This window comes from Phaeobacter inhibens DSM 16374, assembly GCF_000473105.1.
GTDB lineage: Bacteria > Pseudomonadota > Alphaproteobacteria > Rhodobacterales > Rhodobacteraceae > Phaeobacter > Phaeobacter inhibens.
This window is the reverse complement of record NZ_KI421498.1, coordinates 919,377-935,203: the sequence shown is the minus strand read 5'-3', so window position 1 is coordinate 935,203 and position 15,827 is coordinate 919,377. Positions and strand designations below refer to the sequence as shown.

Annotated in this window: 17 protein-coding genes; 10 read left to right on the top strand and 7 right to left on the bottom strand. The window is 58.0% G+C overall.

All coding sequences use genetic code 11. From position 1 onward, the window contains the following. Nucleotides 1-61 precede the first annotated feature (61 nt). On the top strand, nt 62-349 hold the full coding sequence (locus INHI_RS0108160) for a DUF1330 domain-containing protein (RefSeq protein WP_014874640.1): 288 nt from the start codon (nt 62-64) through the stop codon (nt 347-349). 80 nt (nt 350-429) lie between these two features. Here INHI_RS0108160 and INHI_RS0108155 read toward each other — a convergent pair whose 3' ends face one another. The 6 genes from INHI_RS0108155 to INHI_RS0108130 all read right to left on the bottom strand — a co-directional run bounded on the left by INHI_RS0108155 (nt 430) and on the right by INHI_RS0108130 (nt 5,556). After that, nucleotides 430-1,011: a VOC family protein gene (locus INHI_RS0108155; RefSeq protein ID WP_027247332.1), complete on the bottom strand. Its 582-nt coding sequence runs from the start codon at nt 1,009-1,011 to the stop codon at nt 430-432. A gap of 116 nt (nt 1,012-1,127) precedes the next feature. Then, nucleotides 1,128-2,948, bottom strand: a complete 1,821-nt coding sequence (gene typA / locus INHI_RS0108150; RefSeq protein WP_014874642.1) for a translational GTPase TypA — start codon at nt 2,946-2,948, stop codon at nt 1,128-1,130. A gap of 148 nt (nt 2,949-3,096) precedes the next feature. Beyond that, nucleotides 3,097-3,432 carry a DMT family transporter gene (locus INHI_RS0108145; protein ID WP_014874643.1) on the bottom strand — a complete coding sequence of 112 codons (336 nt, stop codon included), beginning with the start codon at nt 3,430-3,432 and terminating at the stop codon, nt 3,097-3,099. A 57-nt stretch (nt 3,433-3,489) separates the two neighbouring features. Further along, a complete protein-coding gene (locus INHI_RS0108140) occupies nt 3,490-4,662 on the bottom strand; it encodes an HD domain-containing protein (protein ID WP_027247331.1) in 1,173 nt (390 codons plus the stop codon). Continuing rightward, the gene (locus INHI_RS0108135) at nt 4,655-4,903 is read right to left on the bottom strand and encodes a hypothetical protein (RefSeq protein WP_014874645.1); all 249 of its coding nucleotides are present in this window, start codon (nt 4,901-4,903) and stop codon (nt 4,655-4,657) included. Before INHI_RS0108135 ends, INHI_RS0108140 begins: the two co-directional genes overlap by 8 nt. After that, the gene (locus INHI_RS0108130) at nt 4,903-5,556 is read right to left on the bottom strand and encodes an alpha/beta hydrolase (protein WP_014874646.1); all 654 of its coding nucleotides are present in this window, start codon (nt 5,554-5,556) and stop codon (nt 4,903-4,905) included. The genes INHI_RS0108135 and INHI_RS0108130 overlap by 1 nt, the downstream gene beginning before the upstream one ends. Nucleotides 5,557-5,744: 188 nt before the next feature. Here INHI_RS0108130 and iscR point away from each other — a divergent pair, with 188 nt between their 5' ends. The 9 genes from iscR (at nt 5,745) to INHI_RS0108075 (ending at nt 13,892) form a co-directional block, all read left to right on the top strand. Next, complete coding sequence (gene iscR / locus INHI_RS0108125) at nt 5,745-6,203, top strand: Fe-S cluster assembly transcriptional regulator IscR (RefSeq protein ID WP_014874647.1); 459 nt, start codon at nt 5,745-5,747, stop codon at nt 6,201-6,203. A gap of 118 nt (nt 6,204-6,321) precedes the next feature. Then, on the top strand, nt 6,322-7,365 hold the full coding sequence (locus INHI_RS0108115) for a cysteine desulfurase family protein (protein WP_027247330.1): 1,044 nt from the start codon (nt 6,322-6,324) through the stop codon (nt 7,363-7,365). Nucleotides 7,366-7,380: 15 nt separating this feature from the next. Next, the gene (sufB, locus tag INHI_RS0108110) at nt 7,381-8,904 is read left to right on the top strand and encodes a Fe-S cluster assembly protein SufB (RefSeq protein WP_014874649.1); all 1,524 of its coding nucleotides are present in this window, start codon (nt 7,381-7,383) and stop codon (nt 8,902-8,904) included. A gap of 294 nt (nt 8,905-9,198) precedes the next feature. Beyond that, nucleotides 9,199-9,513: a heavy metal-binding domain-containing protein gene (locus INHI_RS0108100; RefSeq protein WP_027247328.1), complete on the top strand. Its 315-nt coding sequence runs from the start codon at nt 9,199-9,201 to the stop codon at nt 9,511-9,513. A 66-nt stretch (nt 9,514-9,579) separates the two neighbouring features. Beyond that, complete coding sequence (gene sufC / locus INHI_RS0108095; RefSeq protein WP_014879982.1) at nt 9,580-10,335, top strand: Fe-S cluster assembly ATPase SufC; 756 nt, start codon at nt 9,580-9,582, stop codon at nt 10,333-10,335. Then, nucleotides 10,336-11,616, top strand: a complete 1,281-nt coding sequence (locus INHI_RS0108090; protein WP_027247327.1) for a SufB/SufD family protein — start codon at nt 10,336-10,338, stop codon at nt 11,614-11,616. Further along, nucleotides 11,616-12,101, top strand: coding sequence for a hypothetical protein (locus INHI_RS0108085; RefSeq protein WP_014879984.1), 486 nt, complete (start codon nt 11,616-11,618; stop codon nt 12,099-12,101). The genes INHI_RS0108090 and INHI_RS0108085 overlap by 1 nt, the downstream gene beginning before the upstream one ends. After that, entirely contained in the window at nt 12,098-12,679 is a 582-nt protein-coding gene (locus INHI_RS0108080; RefSeq protein WP_014874654.1) for a YIP1 family protein, read from the top strand. The genes INHI_RS0108085 and INHI_RS0108080 overlap by 4 nt, the downstream gene beginning before the upstream one ends. Next, nucleotides 12,672-13,892 (top strand): cysteine desulfurase, encoded by a 1,221-nt coding sequence (locus INHI_RS0108075; protein WP_027247326.1) that lies wholly within the window; start codon nt 12,672-12,674, stop codon nt 13,890-13,892. The genes INHI_RS0108080 and INHI_RS0108075 overlap by 8 nt, the downstream gene beginning before the upstream one ends. Before the next feature lie 170 nt (nt 13,893-14,062). Here the strand turns inward: INHI_RS0108075 and INHI_RS0108070 are convergent, their stop codons facing one another. Continuing rightward, the gene (locus INHI_RS0108070) at nt 14,063-15,661 is read right to left on the bottom strand and encodes an O-linked N-acetylglucosamine transferase, SPINDLY family protein (RefSeq protein WP_254656863.1); all 1,599 of its coding nucleotides are present in this window, start codon (nt 15,659-15,661) and stop codon (nt 14,063-14,065) included. Between the last annotated feature and the right edge of the window lie 166 nt (nt 15,662-15,827).

The following is a 15,827-nucleotide window of genomic DNA, read 5'->3' as shown; positions in this document are numbered from 1 at the left end:
TGGTCTTTCTGGCAATTCCCGTAACCTGCCGGAAAGATCGTCAGACAAAGGAACGCCTTCGATGCCAGCACTCTGGATTGCGCATGTTACCGTCACCGATGCCGAGGCCTACGGCAAATACGCCGAGCTGGCGGGACCGGCCGTTGCCAAACATGGAGGGCAGTTCATTGCCCGTGGTGGCCGGTTTGTCCAGTTGGAAGGCAAGGAACGCCCTCGTAACGTGGTGGCAAAGTTCCCCAGCGTAGATGCCGCCGTGGATTGCTACAACAGCCCCGAATATCAGGAGGCGCTAAGCCATGCGCGCGACGCCTCTGAGCGGGAGCTGATGGTGGTGGAGATCAGCGAGTAACCACTGATCAGCCTGTTGAAGATGTGAGGAGAGCGGCCGTTGGCCGCTCTTTTTCGTTTGTCAGAATGCCTGTCGCAGTTTCAATAGGGGTTCCGGGGTGTGCGGTCCTCAGATAGGGTCTGTTGCCGACGTTCGACTAGCTGCTCAATCGCGTCGGCCAGGTGTTTCTCCTGAATATTATAGTCTCCGGCGGCGACTCGAATTCGATGTGCGGTGATCATCACATCGGCATGGGAACACCCCATCGGAGGTTCAAATTTGTAACAGGCGAGTTCGATCAGCAATCCCATCGGATCCTTGAAGTAGATCGAATCCATAAAGCCCCGGTCCTTTGGTCCCGAATGCCCGATGCCGCGTTCGTCCAGCCGCTCAACGGCTTGGGCAAATGTCGCCTTTGAGACGTTGAAGGCCAGATGGTGGACACAGCCGGGATCCATCGGCGTGCGGCGACGGTCGGCCGTTCGGGTCTCATTGGTGAAGACCGTGATCAGTCGACCATCGCCGGGATCAAAGTAGAGATGTCCTTCGTCCGGGTCATCCAGATTGGGCTGGTCGAAAATGAATGGCATGCCCAGCACGCCCTCCCAGAAATCGATTGACGTCTGCCGGTCGGCACCGGTCAAGGTGATATGATGAACGCCCTGAACCTGTAGTTTGCGCATGCTGTCTTCCCTTGGATAAATCCCTGTTTCCCGAAGGGTAGCACGCGGTAAACAGATAGCAAAAAGGCCGCCCTTAATTCTGGGCGGCCTCTGATGGTCTCAGTGTCGAAGGGGGCTTACGCGTTGGCGCGGGCCATCCGCTTGCGCTCATGCGGATCGAGGTAACGCTTGCGCAGACGCACGGAGTTCGGGGTCACCTCCACCAACTCATCATCGTCGATATAGGCGATCGCCTCTTCCAGCGAGAGCTTCATCGGTGTGGTCAGACGCACGGCATCATCGGTGCCGGAGGCGCGGACGTTGGTCAGCTTCTTGCCCTTCAGCGGGTTGACTTCCAGATCGTTATCGCGGCTGTGCTCGCCGATGATCATGCCGGTATAGACGTCTTCCTGCGCGCCGATCATCATCTTGCCACGCTCTTCGAGGTTCCACAGGGCGTAGGCGACCGAGGTGCCGTTCTCCATGGAGATCAGAACACCAGCGCGACGGCCGGGAATGGACCCTTTGTGCGGGGTCCAGCCGTGGAACACGCGGTTCAGAACGCCAGTGCCGCGGGTGTCGGTCAGGAACTCGCCGTGATAGCCGATCAGGCCACGGGAGGGCACATGTGCGATGATGCGGGTCTTGCCAACGCCTGCGGGTTTCATCTCAACCAGCTCACCCTTGCGGTGACCGGTCAGTTTTTCGATGACAACGCCGGAATATTCATCATCGACGTCGATGGTGGCTTCCTCAACCGGCTCCATGCGGACGCCGTCTTCTTCTTTGAACAGAACCTGCGGACGGGAGATCGACAGTTCAAAGCCCTCGCGACGCATGTTCTCAATCAGAACACCCATCTGGAGTTCGCCGCGACCGGCAACCTCAAAGGCCTCGCCGCCGGGGGTGTCGGAGATCTGAATCGCGACGTTGGATTCGGCTTCCTTCATCAGACGATCCCGAATGACGCGGGACTGAACCTTCTTGCCATCGCGACCCGCCAGCGGGCTGTCATTGATGCCAAAGGTTACGGTGATGGTGGGCGGATCAATCGGCTGCGCGGGCAGGGCTTCACTGACCGAGGTATCCACCAGCGAGTCCGCCACGGTGGCCTTGGTCATCCCCGCAATGGAGACGATATCGCCGGCTTCGGCTACGTCGATGGCCTGCTGACCCAGACCGCGGAAGGCCAGAACCTTGGTACAGCGGAAGTTCTCGATCAGGTCGCCCTCGCGGCTCAGCGCCTTGAGGTTGTCGCCTGCCTTCAGGGTGCCGGATTCAACACGGCCGGTCAGGATGCGGCCCATGAAGGGGTCGGCGCCCAAAGTGGTTGCCAGCATGCGGAACGGCTCGTTCTTATGCTCGATCTGCTTGGGGGCAGGAACGTGATCAACGATCAATTGGAACATGGCCGAAAGATCCTTGCGGGGACCGTCCAGCTCCATATCAGCCCAACCAGAGCGACCGGATGCATACATCGTCGGGAAGTCCAGCTGGTCGTCATCCGCGCCGAGGTTGGCGAAGAGGTCAAAACACTGGTCCAGCGCGCGGTCCGGTTCGCCATCGGGTTTGTCGACTTTGTTCACGACCACGATCGGGCGCAGACCAAGGGCCAGAGCCTTGGAGGTCACGAATTTGGTCTGCGGCATCGGGCCTTCAGCGGCGTCCACCAGCAGGACAACACCGTCCACCATGGACAGGATCCGCTCGACCTCGCCGCCGAAATCGGCGTGGCCGGGGGTATCGACGATGTTGATCCGGGTTCCGTTCCACTCCACCGAAGTGGCCTTGGCCAGAATTGTGATGCCCCGCTCGCGTTCCAGATCGTTGCTGTCCATGGCGCGTTCCGCCACAGCCTGGTTTTCGCGGAAGGCGCCGGATTGTTTCAGAAGCTCGTCAACCAGGGTGGTTTTCCCGTGGTCCACGTGAGCAATGATCGCAATGTTGCGCAGGTCCATGACGTCAGCCTTTGTAAGGAAGTTGACGCGCGCATAGCGTGATAGGCCACCAAAGACCAGAGGAAATACATCTTTTTGCCCGCGTGGCGCCGATCCGGCCCGGGGTGTGGCGTTTCGTCAGCCATTCGCGAAGCTATACTGATCGCAATCAATGTCCTGCGGTGTTGGAAAACAGATGGATCACCAGAATACCGGCAAGGATCAATAGCAGTCCCAGAACCGCTGGCAAATCAAGCCGTTGGCCAAAGACGACCCAGCCAATGATAGCAATGAGGAAGATCCCGAGGCCAGACCAGATCGCGTAGACGATCCCGACGGGCATGTGGCGCAGCGTCAGGGCCATCAGATAAAAGGCCAGCCCATAGCCGACCACCACCAGCAGTGACGGGCCAAGGCGGGTGAATTGCTGGCTGGCCTGCAGCGCGGTGGTGCCGATCGTCTCTGCAGCAACAGCCAGAACAAGATAAAGATAGTGAAGTGGCATGATCAGACCTCCGGTGAAGATCAGCTGCGAGCGCAGCCCGCCTACGCAGCGCCCGGATCAGGCGCTGGTGTTTTCGGCAAACCAAGGGGCAACAGTGGCGCGGACATGGTCCCAGACTGCGGGCGCGCCGCGGGCAACTTTCTGGCCAACGCGGGCCTCCAGCTGCGCGAGAGACACGTTGTACTCCCGCCAGCTGCCGCCGCCGGACATCAGGTTCAGCAAGACGGGCTGCACGCGATCGATAGCCTTGGCATAGACCGCTTCGGCGCTCTCGGCGGCTTCGAACTCCTCCCAGATGCTGCGGAACGCCTGGCCCTGATCTTCTGGCAGAAGAGCGAAAATCCGTTCTGCTGCGGCCTGTTCACTTGCGGCAATGGCAGCGTGATCAGCCTCCGACAGGGTTGCGTGGATCGGCACATCGCCCGCATCAATTTCGACAATGTCATGCAGCATCAGCATCTGCAGGACTTTGGCCATGTCCACTGGCGCATGGCTGTGCTGGGCCAGCACCCAGGCGTAGAGCATGATATGCCAGCTGTGTTCGGCGGAATTCTCGTGGCGGCTACCATCGCCGAGCGTGGTGGCGCGCAGAACCGTCTTCAGGGCGTCGACCTCATTAAGGAAAGCCAAGGGCGCGGTCAGCACATCCTGTGGGTCGCTCCCCTCAAGCTTTGCGACCGCATGGCTATAGACCTCGGGGAACGCGTCTTTCAACGCGGCGGCGCGCCCGCCATAGAGATTGCCGCGGACCACCTCGATATGCGCAGCAGGCACATCCGCATTATAAAGCGTCTGAAAGATTGGCTGACAGTGATCAATGCGCTTGGCCCATTGTGCATCCGGTGTCGTGCTCGCTTCAAACTCGCGCCACAGACCGTGCAGAAAAGCGGATTGATCTGCTGGTAACAGCGAAAACAACCGGGTCGCCGCGACGGCTTCGGCGCTGGCAACAGCCTCCCAGTCCACATCGCCGTCAATCGGGTGGTCGCCTGCATCGATCTCAACCAGATCATGCAGCAGCAACATCTGTACCACCCGTTCAATCGAGACATCAGCAGGTGCAAACGGGGCCAATACCAGCGCATAAAGCGCCAGATGCCAGCTGTGTTCGGCGGAATTTTCACAGCGCGAGCCGTCCAGGATCAGGTTCTGACGATCCACGCGGCGCAGCTTGTCCGCCTCCATCAAGAAACGGAACTGGCTTTCAAGCCGCGATGAGGTGTCATTCATGGTCTGGGGCCTTGGATGCGATCTTGGCCTTGGCGGCGCTGATTTTGCTGTTGAGGAAAGCGCGCGCCTTGCGTTCGGCAAGGCGCACCCGCATTTCGGTGAGGAAAGCTTCCTCAAGGGATTGAGACGCCGCTCCCAGAACTTGGCTCACCTCCATATAAAGGCGCTCTTCGCCGGTGGCGTCCTGTACCTTTAGCGTGTCAGCGGCCAATTTCTGGGCCAGCGTCTCAATCGTGCCCATCAGCGGGAGCTTTCGGTGAGCCGCCGTTTGACGTAATCAGAGACATTGTCGATCATCGGATCCATATGAGGGTCCTGGAAGAAATGATCAGCGCCTTCGACTTCGGTATGGGTGACGGTGATGCCCTTCTGCTCATGCAGTTTGTTCACCAGGTTCACCGTATCCGCAGGCGGCGCCACGCGGTCGGCTGTCCCGTTGATGATCAGACCGGAAGACGGGCAGGGCGCCAGAAACGAGAAATCATACATATTGGCCGGTGGCGCAACCGAGATGAAGCCGGTGATCTCAGGACGGCGCATCAGCAGCTGCATACCTATCCAGGCACCGAAGGAGAAGCCTGCAACCCAGCAATGCTTGGAGTTGTTGTTCATCGACTGCAGGTAATCCAGCGCCGATGCGGCATCGGACAATTCGCCCACGCCTTGATCATATTCGCCCTGCGATCGGCCAACGCCGCGGAAATTGAACCGCAGCACCGTAAAGCCCATGTTGTAGAACGCATAATGCAGATTGTAGACGACCTTGTTGTTCATCGTCCCGCCGAACTGCGGATGCGGATGCAGCACGATGGCGATGGGCGCGTCTTTTTCTTTTTGCGGGTGATAGCGGCCTTCCAGGCGGCCTTCGGGTCCGGGAAAAATGACCTCAGGCATGTGTGGGTGAATCCTACTCTTATTTTCGGGGATGCCGCCGGGAATACTTGACGAATTCCGTAGGGCACCTTAGAACGGTTCTAATTGGTGGCAGAGGCCAAGTTTCGCTGCCGTCCCGCTGAGATACGCATTGCAGCGTTCGAGGTCAATCTTTTCGCTGTGTTGTCAGGGTCTGAGGATTTGAAAATATGAAACTTTCGACCAAAGGGCGGTATGCGATGGTGGCCTTGGCGGATATCGCCTTGCAGCCGGAGGGCAGTCTGGTGGTGTTGGGTGATATTTCCAAGCGTCAGGATATTTCGCTCCCGTACCTCGAGCAACTGTTTGTGAAGCTGCGTCGAAGCGGCCTTGTTGTGTCGGTGCGTGGCCCCGGCGGGGGTTACAGGCTGGCGCATCCGCCCTCGGACATCCGGGTGGTCGATGTGCTGAGTGCGGTGGATGAAACCGTTGACGCCATGCACAAGGGGGCAGGTGCCTCTGGCGGGCTATCAGGAAGTCGCGCGCAATCGCTGACCAACCGTCTGTGGGAGGGGCTGAGCGCCCATGTGTATGTTTTCCTGCATCAGACCCGCCTGTCGGACGTGATCGAAAATGATCTGGTTCCCTGTCCGGCGGTTCCGACGCTGTTCTCAGTTGTGGATGACTGATCTGACCCGCACGTTTGGAAAATTTATACTGGCGCTGATGCGCTGTTTCGACGAAATCAACTATCGCATGCCTGCTTTGAGCGGCGGCGAGGGGTAAGAGCAAGGACCAACACTGCCTATGTCGCGCGTCTATCTTGATCACAACGCTACTACGCCGCTTTGCGATGCTGCGAAGGCTGCGATGATCTCTGCGATGGAGATTTGCGGAAATCCGTCGTCGGTACATGCTGAGGGGCGGGCCGCCAAGGCGCTGGTAGAGAAGGCGCGGGCGCAGATCGCCTCGGCCTTTGGGGCGGATGGTGCAGATATTGTCTTTACCTCGGGCTCTACCGAGGGGGCCGCCTTGGCGATGAATGGCCGTGATCTTCATGCTGCATCGGTTGAACATGACGCGGTAAGGGCTTGGGCTGTCGAAGATTTGCAGGTTTCGTCTGGGGGGGAGGTCCATGTGACAGACCCGGTTTCCTCCGCCCTGCAGCTGGCCAATTCCGAAACCGGCGTGATCCAAACGCTACCGCAGGGACTGGCGGTGACTGATGCGACACAGGCCTTTGGCAAGCTGCCCATAGCCTTCAACTGGATGGGCACAACCATGGCGCTGATCTCGGCGCATAAACTGGGCGGCCCCAAGGGGATCGGAGCGGTTGTTCTGAAACGGGGCACCGATCTGGCGGCGCAGATCAAAGGTGGTGGCCAGGAAATGGGCCGTCGTTCCGGCACCGAGAATGTTATCGGAATCGTCGGCTTCGGGGCCGCTGCCGAGGCCGCGGCACAGGCGCTGGCCAATGGTGTATGGGAGCGGGTTGCAATGCTGCGCGACACAATGGAAGCAGCCCTTGCAGCTGGCAGTCCCGATACTATTTTTGTTGGGACATCGGCATCACGCCTGCCCAACACCAGCTGTTTTGCAACCCCGGGCTGGAAGGGTGAGACCCAGGTCATGCAAATGGACCTTTCGGGTTTTGCGATCAGCGCAGGCAGTGCCTGCTCCAGCGGCAAAGTGCGCGCCAGCGCTGTGCTGACCGCCATGGGATATGACGAGTTAACCGCCCAGAGCGCCGTACGCGTCTCGCTTGGGCCGGACACAACAGAAACGGATGTGCTGCGCTTTGCCGAAAGCTGGTGCGCCAAACAAAAGAAACATCGCGCCCGGGTGGCGTGAGTGCAGGAGATGACCATGACAGCATTGGATGATGTTCAGGTAAAAGAAGGCGTCGACCAGGAAACGGTCGATGCGGTCCGCGAGGTGGGCGGCGCCTATAAATATGGTTGGGAAACCGATATCGAGATGGAATACGCGCCCAAGGGCCTGACCACCGATATCGTGCGGCTGATCTCAGAAAAGAACGAAGAACCGGAGTGGATGCTGAACTGGCGGCTTGAGGCCTATGACCGCTGGCTGCAGAAGGAAGAGCCGACCTGGGCGATGGTCGACTATCCTGAAATCGATTTTCAGGACCAGTATTACTATGCCCGTCCGAAATCGATGGAGGTGAAGCCGAAATCGCTGGATGAGGTCGATCCAAAACTGCTCGCTACCTACGAAAAGCTGGGTATCCCCCTGAAAGAACAAATGATTCTTGCAGGTGTCGAGGGGGCTGAGAACATGCCTGCCGAAGGTCGCAAGGTCGCAGTTGACGCGGTGTTCGACTCCGTTTCGGTTGGCACAACCTTCCAGGCCGAGCTGAAAAAGGCAGGCGTCATCTTCTGCTCGATCTCCGAAGCGATCCGCGAACACCCCGAGCTGGTCAAAAAATACCTCGGCACCGTGGTTCCGGTCTCCGATAACTTTTATGCCACGCTGAACTCCGCGGTATTCTCTGACGGCTCCTTTGTCTATGTGCCGCCGGGTGTGCGCTGCCCGATGGAACTGTCGACCTATTTCCGCATCAACGCGGAAAACACCGGCCAGTTCGAACGCACCCTGATCATTGCCGATAAAGGCAGCTATGTCAGCTACTTGGAAGGCTGTACTGCACCGGCCCGCGACATCGCGCAGCTGCACGCGGCCGTCGTGGAAATCATCATCGAAGAAGACGCCGAGGTGAAATATTCCACCGTCCAGAACTGGTATCCGGGCGATGAGAACGGCAAAGGCGGCATTTACAACTTCGTGACCAAACGCGCCGACTGCCGGGGTGACCGGTCCAAGGTGATGTGGACACAGGTGGAAACCGGCTCTGCCGTGACATGGAAATACCCCTCCTGCATCCTGCGCGGTGAGGAAAGCCAGGGCGAGTTCTACTCGATCGCCATCGCCAACAACATGCAGCAGGCCGATACCGGCACCAAGATGGTGCACCTTGGCAAAAACACTAAATCCCGCATCGTGTCCAAGGGCATCAGCGCCGGTAAGGCGCAAAACACCTATCGCGGCCTGGTGTCGATGCACCCAAAAGCCAAGGACAGCCGCAACTACACCCAGTGCGACAGCTTGCTGATCGGCGATAAATGCGGGGCGCATACTGTTCCCTACATTGAGGTTAAGAACAACTCCTCGCGCGTGGAGCATGAGGCGACCACTTCCAAGGTGGACGACGATCAGCTGTTCTATTGCCGCCAGCGCGGCATGGACGAGGAGGAGGCGGTGGCCCTGGTGGTCAACGGCTTCTGCAAAGACGTGCTGCAGGCGCTGCCGATGGAGTTCGCCATGGAAGCGCAGCAGCTGGTTGCGATCTCGCTGGAAGGCTCGGTGGGGTAAGATTTTGCAAGCTCCGGAGCATATTCAGGCAATGCTCAAGGAACACAGAGGAGCCGAGTTTAGGGCGGCGAAGCGCTCTCTGCTTTATCTGATGCCGTTTCTTTTGCTAGTCGGATTTGGCGTGTTGGGACTTGCTGGGATTATGGTTTTGAACCCTGCGTATTGGTTCATAGCTCTTTTTCCGGCTTTACTGGTTGGCTGGTGGTTCGGGCACCGGCCGCTTGCAAGACTTAGGAATGCCAATCGTGCGGCCCTTGAACAGGCCGTGAGAAACTTGGAGCAAAGGATCAAAACATGATCATCACAACCACACCAAACGTCGAAGGCTACCAGATATCCGACTACAAAGGCATCGTGGTGGGCGAGGCCATCATGGGCGCCAACGTGGTGCGCGATGTTTTTGCCTCCATCACCGATATCGTTGGCGGCCGCTCCGGCTCTTATGAAAGCAAGCTGCAGGACGCGCGTGAAACCGCGCTGGCAGAGCTGGAAGACCGCGCCCGCGCCAAAGGCGCCAACGCAGTTGTCGGCGTCGATCTGGATTACGAAGTGGTCGGCCAATCCATGCTGATGGTCTCGGCCAGCGGAACAGCCGTGGTGCTCGGCTAAAAAATTCGCCCCTCGGGGCACAGGAACAACCGGGGTTCGCCCCGAAGAGATATAAACGAGGAAAAAATGCTCGAAATCAAAAACCTGCACGTCAAACTTGAAGAAGAGGACAAGCAGATCCTCAAAGGCGTCAACCTCACCGTTGAAGCTGGCAAAGTGCATGCGATCATGGGGCCGAACGGCTCTGGAAAATCCACGCTGTCTTATGTGCTGTCTGGCCGCGACGGCTATGAGGTGACCGACGGTGAGGCCTCGCTGGCGGGCGAAGATCTGCTGGAGATGGAGCCGGAAGAGCGCGCCGCCGCAGGCGTCTTCCTGGCGTTCCAATATCCGGTTGAGATCCCCGGTGTCGGCAACATGACCTTCCTGCGCACCGCAGTGAACGCGCAGCGCAAGGCCCGCGGCGAAGAAGAGCTGAGCGCCTCCGATTTCCTGAAGGAGGTCCGCGCCAAGGCGAAGACGCTGAAGATCGATGCCGATATGCTGAAGCGTCCGGTCAATGTCGGCTTCTCCGGCGGTGAGAAAAAGCGTAACGAAATTCTGCAGATGGCGATGCTGGAGCCAAAAATGTGCATCCTCGATGAGACCGACTCCGGTCTGGATGTGGACGCGATGAAGCTGGTCTCCGAAGGTGTGAATGCCCTGCGGGATGAGGGCCGTGGCTTCCTTGTGATCACCCACTATCAGCGTCTGTTGGATCACATCAAACCCGATGTCGTTCACATCATGGCCGATGGTCGCATCGTCAAAACCGGTGGCCCGGAGCTGGCGTTGGAAGTTGAGAACAACGGCTACGCCGACATTCTGGCAGAGGGTGTATAAATGGCGCTTGCTGACAGAAAACAAAGCGAAACAGAGGCGCGTCTGGCCGCGCTCACGATGCCGGAGGGCGGCTGTCTGACAGAGGCGCGCAAAGCTGCGCTGTCCCGCGTTCAGACGCTCGGTCTGCCCAGTCGTCGCGATGAATATTGGAAATACACCCGCCCCGACACGCTGACTGCGGCTGAGGCACCGACGGCCGCCGTTTTTGATGCGGGCGAGGCGCCGATGTTCAGCGAATTTGATCGTATCAAGATCGTGTTCGTGGATGGCGTTTTTGACGCAGATGCCTCAGATGAACTGGCGCTGGAGGGGATCAGCATTGATCGCATTGCGGACATCTGTGCCAAAGATATTCATTGGGCCAAGGACTTGTACGGCGTTCTTGAAGCACGCGGCCAGACACCTGTCGCACGTCCGCTGGCAGCGCTTAATACCGCGTTTGCGCAGGATGGTGTCGCGATCCGCGTCACCGGGACACCTTCGAAACCGGTCAGCCTCATTTATCGTCACGCGTCCGAAGACTCGGATGCGATTCTGCACCACGTGATCCGTGTCGAAAGCGGGGCCACCGCGACCATTCTGGAAAACGGGCCTGCCGCCTCACGGTTCAACAAATGCATGGAAATTGACGTTGCTGACGGTGGCTCCTTGCATCTGGTGCGCGCACAGGGCCGCGACCATGAGCGTCGCGCCGCAACACATCTGTTTGCGCGTCTTGGCACTGAATCTGTGTTCAAATCCTTCACCCTGACCGTGAACGGCGTCCTGACACGGAATGAGGCGGTGATAGAGCTGACCGGCGATGACGCCGTGGCCCATATCGCTGGCGCTTGTGTTGGCGACGGGGATTTCCACCACGACGACACCGTTTTCATAACCCATGACGCTGTGAACTGCGAGAGCCGTCAGGTCTTCAAGAAGGTATTGCGCAACGGCGCCACTGGTGTCTTCCAAGGCAAGATCCTGGTGAAGGAAGGCGCGCAAAAGACTGATGGATATCAGATTTCCCAGTCATTGCTGTTGGACGAGGACAGCCAGTTCCTCGCCAAGCCTGAGCTGGAAATCTACGCCGATGACGTGGCCTGTTCGCATGGTTCCACCTCAGGTGCGATCGACGAAGAAGGGCTGTTTTATCTCCGGTCTCGTGGTGTACCGCATGCCGAAGCGACGGATCTCATGACACTCGCGTTTCTCGCTGAAGCGGTTGAGGAGATCGAAGACGCTGATATCGCGGCAAATGTTGTGGACCGGCTGGAAGGCTGGTTGGCCCGGCGCCGCTGATGTCCGTCAGTCAGGACATTGTCGCCACGTATAAGGGGCCGCGCAAAGTTTTTGCGCGGCGTCTTGCCATGGGGCTGCATGAAGACCGGCTGCTCGCCATTCTGATGGCTGGCTGTGCTCTGGCGTTCATCGCGCAGATGCCGGTGCGGGCGCGGGAGGCACATCTAACCGGGCAAGAGCTGAACATGCTGCTGGGCGGATCGCTGCTTGCATTGCTGTTCATGGCGCCGTTGTTGTTGTATGTGCTGGCGTTCCTGGCCCATGGGTTTGCCCGGATGTTCGGCGGCTCAGGCGGCAGCGCACAGGCCCGTCTGGCGTTGTTCTGGGCCTTTCTGGCTGCCAGCCCGCTGATGCTGCTGAACGGGCTTGTAGCCGGTTTTATCGGTTCAGGATTTGAACTGACACTGGTCGGCGGGCTCTGGTTTATGTTGTTTCTCTGGTTCTGGATCAGCGGTATGGCGCAGTCTTATTGGGGTAAAAAATGATACCCTATCAAACACTTGCGAGCCTGACCTTCAGTGCGCCGACTGCGGCGGCGCGGGTGCTTTTGTCGGTTGACTGGCCCCGTCAGGCGCTCGTTTTGGCTTTGTTGCTGACAGCGGTGCTGAACACGTTGATGCTTGAAGTGGCAGATGCGATGCTGCCTAGCGACGGCAGTCTCCTGCCCAGCATGTCCCCGCTGCCCTATGCCGGCGCGGTTTTTGCCCTGCATCTTGGCATCACCGCGCTGCTGACCTGGACGGGTCGGTGGATCGGCGGGCAGGCGCGTTTTGTTGACATACTTGCGGTCAACGTCTGGCTGAACGCGGTGCAGATTGTGCTTTTGGCTGCGGTGATACTGCTGCATCTGGTCCTGCCGTTGGCGGCCTCGCTGATTGCGCTGGTGGCAAATTTCGTCATGCTGGCGATCTTTCTGCTGTTCATCAAAGAAGCACATCAGTTTACATCTGTCTGGCGAGCCATCGGCTCGGTTTTGATGTCGGCGATTTTGATCGTCTTCCTTCTCTCTCTGCTCTTGGGGGCCCATGCCCCGGCACTATTGGGACTTCCCGACCATGTATGACGTCCAAAAAATTCGCGCCGATTTTCCGATCCTGTCCCGCCAGGTGAACGGCAAGCCGCTGACCTATCTGGACAATGGCGCGTCGGCGCAGAAACCTCAGGTGGTGATTGATGCAATTACCCGTGCATATTCAGAGGAATATTCGAACGTTCACAGAGGGTTGCATTATCTTTCTAACCTGGCGACCGAGAAATATGAAAGTGTGCGTGGCACCATCTCCCGTTTTCTGAATGCCGGGGATGAAAACACGATTGTGATGAACTCCGGCACCACCGAAGGCATCAACACCATTGCCTATGGTTGGGCGATGCCGCAGTTGCAAGCCGGGGATGAGATCATCCTGAGCGTGATGGAGCATCATGCCAATATCGTGCCTTGGCATTTCCTGCGTGAGCGTCAGGGGGTGGTGCTGAAGTGGGTTGAGACTTCTGCTGACGGTAGCCTTGATCCGCAGACGGTATTGGATGCGATTGGCCCCAAGACCAAGCTCATCGCAATTACCCAATGTTCCAATGTGTTGGGAACCATTGTAGATGTGAAAACCATCTGCCGTGAAGCGCGTGAACAGGGCGTTGCGGTCTTGGTCGACGGCTCGCAGGGTGCGGTGCATATGCCGGTGGATGTGCAGGATATCGGTTGTGATTTCTATGCCATCACCGGGCACAAACTCTATGGACCGTCCTCGTCTGGCGCGATCTACATTCGGCCCGAGCGCATGGCAGAGATGCGCCCCTTTATGGGCGGCGGCGATATGATTAAGGAAGTCTCCCGTGATCAGGTGATCTATAATGATGCGCCGATGAAGTTTGAGGCTGGAACGCCCGGAATTGTTCAGATGATCGGTCTGGGCGTGGCGCTAGAATACATGATGGACATCGGCATGGAGAATATCGCCGCACATGAGACCGCCATCACGACCTATGCCAACGAGCGACTAAGCGGTTTGAATTGGGTGAATATTCAGGGGCAAGCTGCTGACAAGGCAGCGATTTTCAGCTTTACGCTTGAGGGTGCCGCCCATGCGCATGATATTTCCACTATTCTTGATAAAAAGGGCGTGGCCGTGCGCGCAGGGCAGCATTGTGCGGGGCCGCTGATGGACCACCTTGGCGTAGCCGCCACTTGTCGGGCCTCTTTCGGGTTGTACAACACCAAGGAAGAGGTCGATGTGCTGATCGATGCGCTGGAGTTGGCGCATGAGCTGTTTGGCTGACATGGGCCAGCAGACGCCTCAATTTCAGCCGCTGCCTTGGTCACCCTAAGTGCTCATCCGTCAGCACGGCGCCAGCGTCTCGTGGTGCTGACAGACTTCATATTATAGGCGCCACAACCACAGGCGCGGCGATCAGCGAGTTTTGAAATGTTGTCGTTTGCGCAACGAATTCAGCGTCCAGCTGCGGACTGGGTCTCGTGATAGATTTGATGAAGCGCGTTCTCGAAATCCCTCGTCCAGGCTTCGGTGTCAAACAGCGGCAGGGCAAATCTTTGCTCCCTCAGGTGGTGTTTGATCCGCATCATTTCATCTGGGTTCTTTGCCAGGCTGACAGCCTTGTCGATGAAGAGTTCTTCGGATTTCACAGACAGGTCTGGCAGATGCGCTGCGCTCAGTATGCTGCTGGCTACGCGGGCTGCGAACTGTTTACCAGCAAGTGTCAGTATCGGAACCCCGGCCCACAGGGCGTCGGACGCGGTTGTATGGGCATTGTAGCTGAAACAATCCAGGCACAGGTCGACCTGTGCTATCCGCTCAAGGTGGTCAGCCTGCGGTAACGCACCGCAGGGGATGATCCGATCCGGATCCACGCCATGGGCCTCGGTCTTTTGAGCGATGACATCACAGAGATCATCCTTGCCCATGTAAAAGAGCAGCACCGACTCCGGAGTTCTTTTAAGTATTTTCATCCAGGTGGCGAACTCTCGCGGGCCGACCTTATAGGTGTTGTTCAGATTGGCGAAGACGAATTTGTCCTGCGGCAGGTTGTAGTCAGATCTTGTGTTGCGGACCTCGGGGACGTGGCGGCAATTGCTGTTGGGCTGATAGCAGTTGGGCAGTCTGAGGATGGTTTCGCTATAATACCGCTCGGCGCCTTCGGGAATGGTGGCATGATCCGCGATCATATAGTCTATCATGTCCATACCGGTTGTACCTGGAAACCCAAGAAACGAGACTTGGACCGGGGCTGCACCATGGGCGAAGATCTCTTGTTTTGAGGCGAACGTGTCCCCCTTCAGGTCGATGGCGATATCAACCTTGTCGCGGACAGACAGGTTGGCAATCGCCTCAGCCGTCAGGTCTGAGACGTCCCTGTAGTGATCTGCGAATTCGCGAACGAAGGCGCTTTCTTCTGATCGATCTTTTGGCAACAGATCGTAGACGAAGAATTCGAATTTCTCCCTGTCATGCGCCTTCAGTGGACCTCTGAACAGATGCATCGTCGGGTGCTCATAGAAATCGCTGGAGAAATACCCAATTCTGATCTTGGCACCGGGATCATGGGGTGTCGGTTTGGCCCGTTTGGGTTTGGGAGCCCGTAGTCGTGCATTGTCGAGCTGGACCTGCGGATCATCAAGATAGGTCAGCAACGCCAGCGGGTCCGGGGTGTGCCCGGCCTGCTTCACGCTCTCAAGGCAGCGCTGTTCTTGCGCCGCACTCTCCCATGCTAGAAATTTGCGCCGAAGCCTCATGATCAGAGGGAGCGCGATCGGGCTGTTCTCATCGATCGATAGAGCGGTTTCCAGGGTCTCAAGGGCTTGCCTGTCAAACCCGCCATCTTTCAGGCGGGATCCAAGAGCGGCAATAAAAACCGAATTTGACGGGGCCAGGGACAGAGCGGTTTCCTGAAGGGTGATTGCCTCGCCGATGCGACCGGGACGGGAGGCGACGATTTCAGCCAGATAGTGATAGCTGAGCGCAGTCTCCCCCTCATACGCGAGAGAGCTGCGCATCACCTGTTCGGCGTCTGCGAAGTTACGGTTTCGCATAAGAAGAACCGCACGCGTATAGAGCGGACAGTTAAATCCGTTTGGGAACGCAATAGTCAAATCGCAACTCCTGATCAGCGTCAGTCCTTTTTTTTACCGAAAATACTTAATGATAGGTGTGGAGCCGCACCGAATGACGGGCATTCCTGCCGACATTACGGCGACA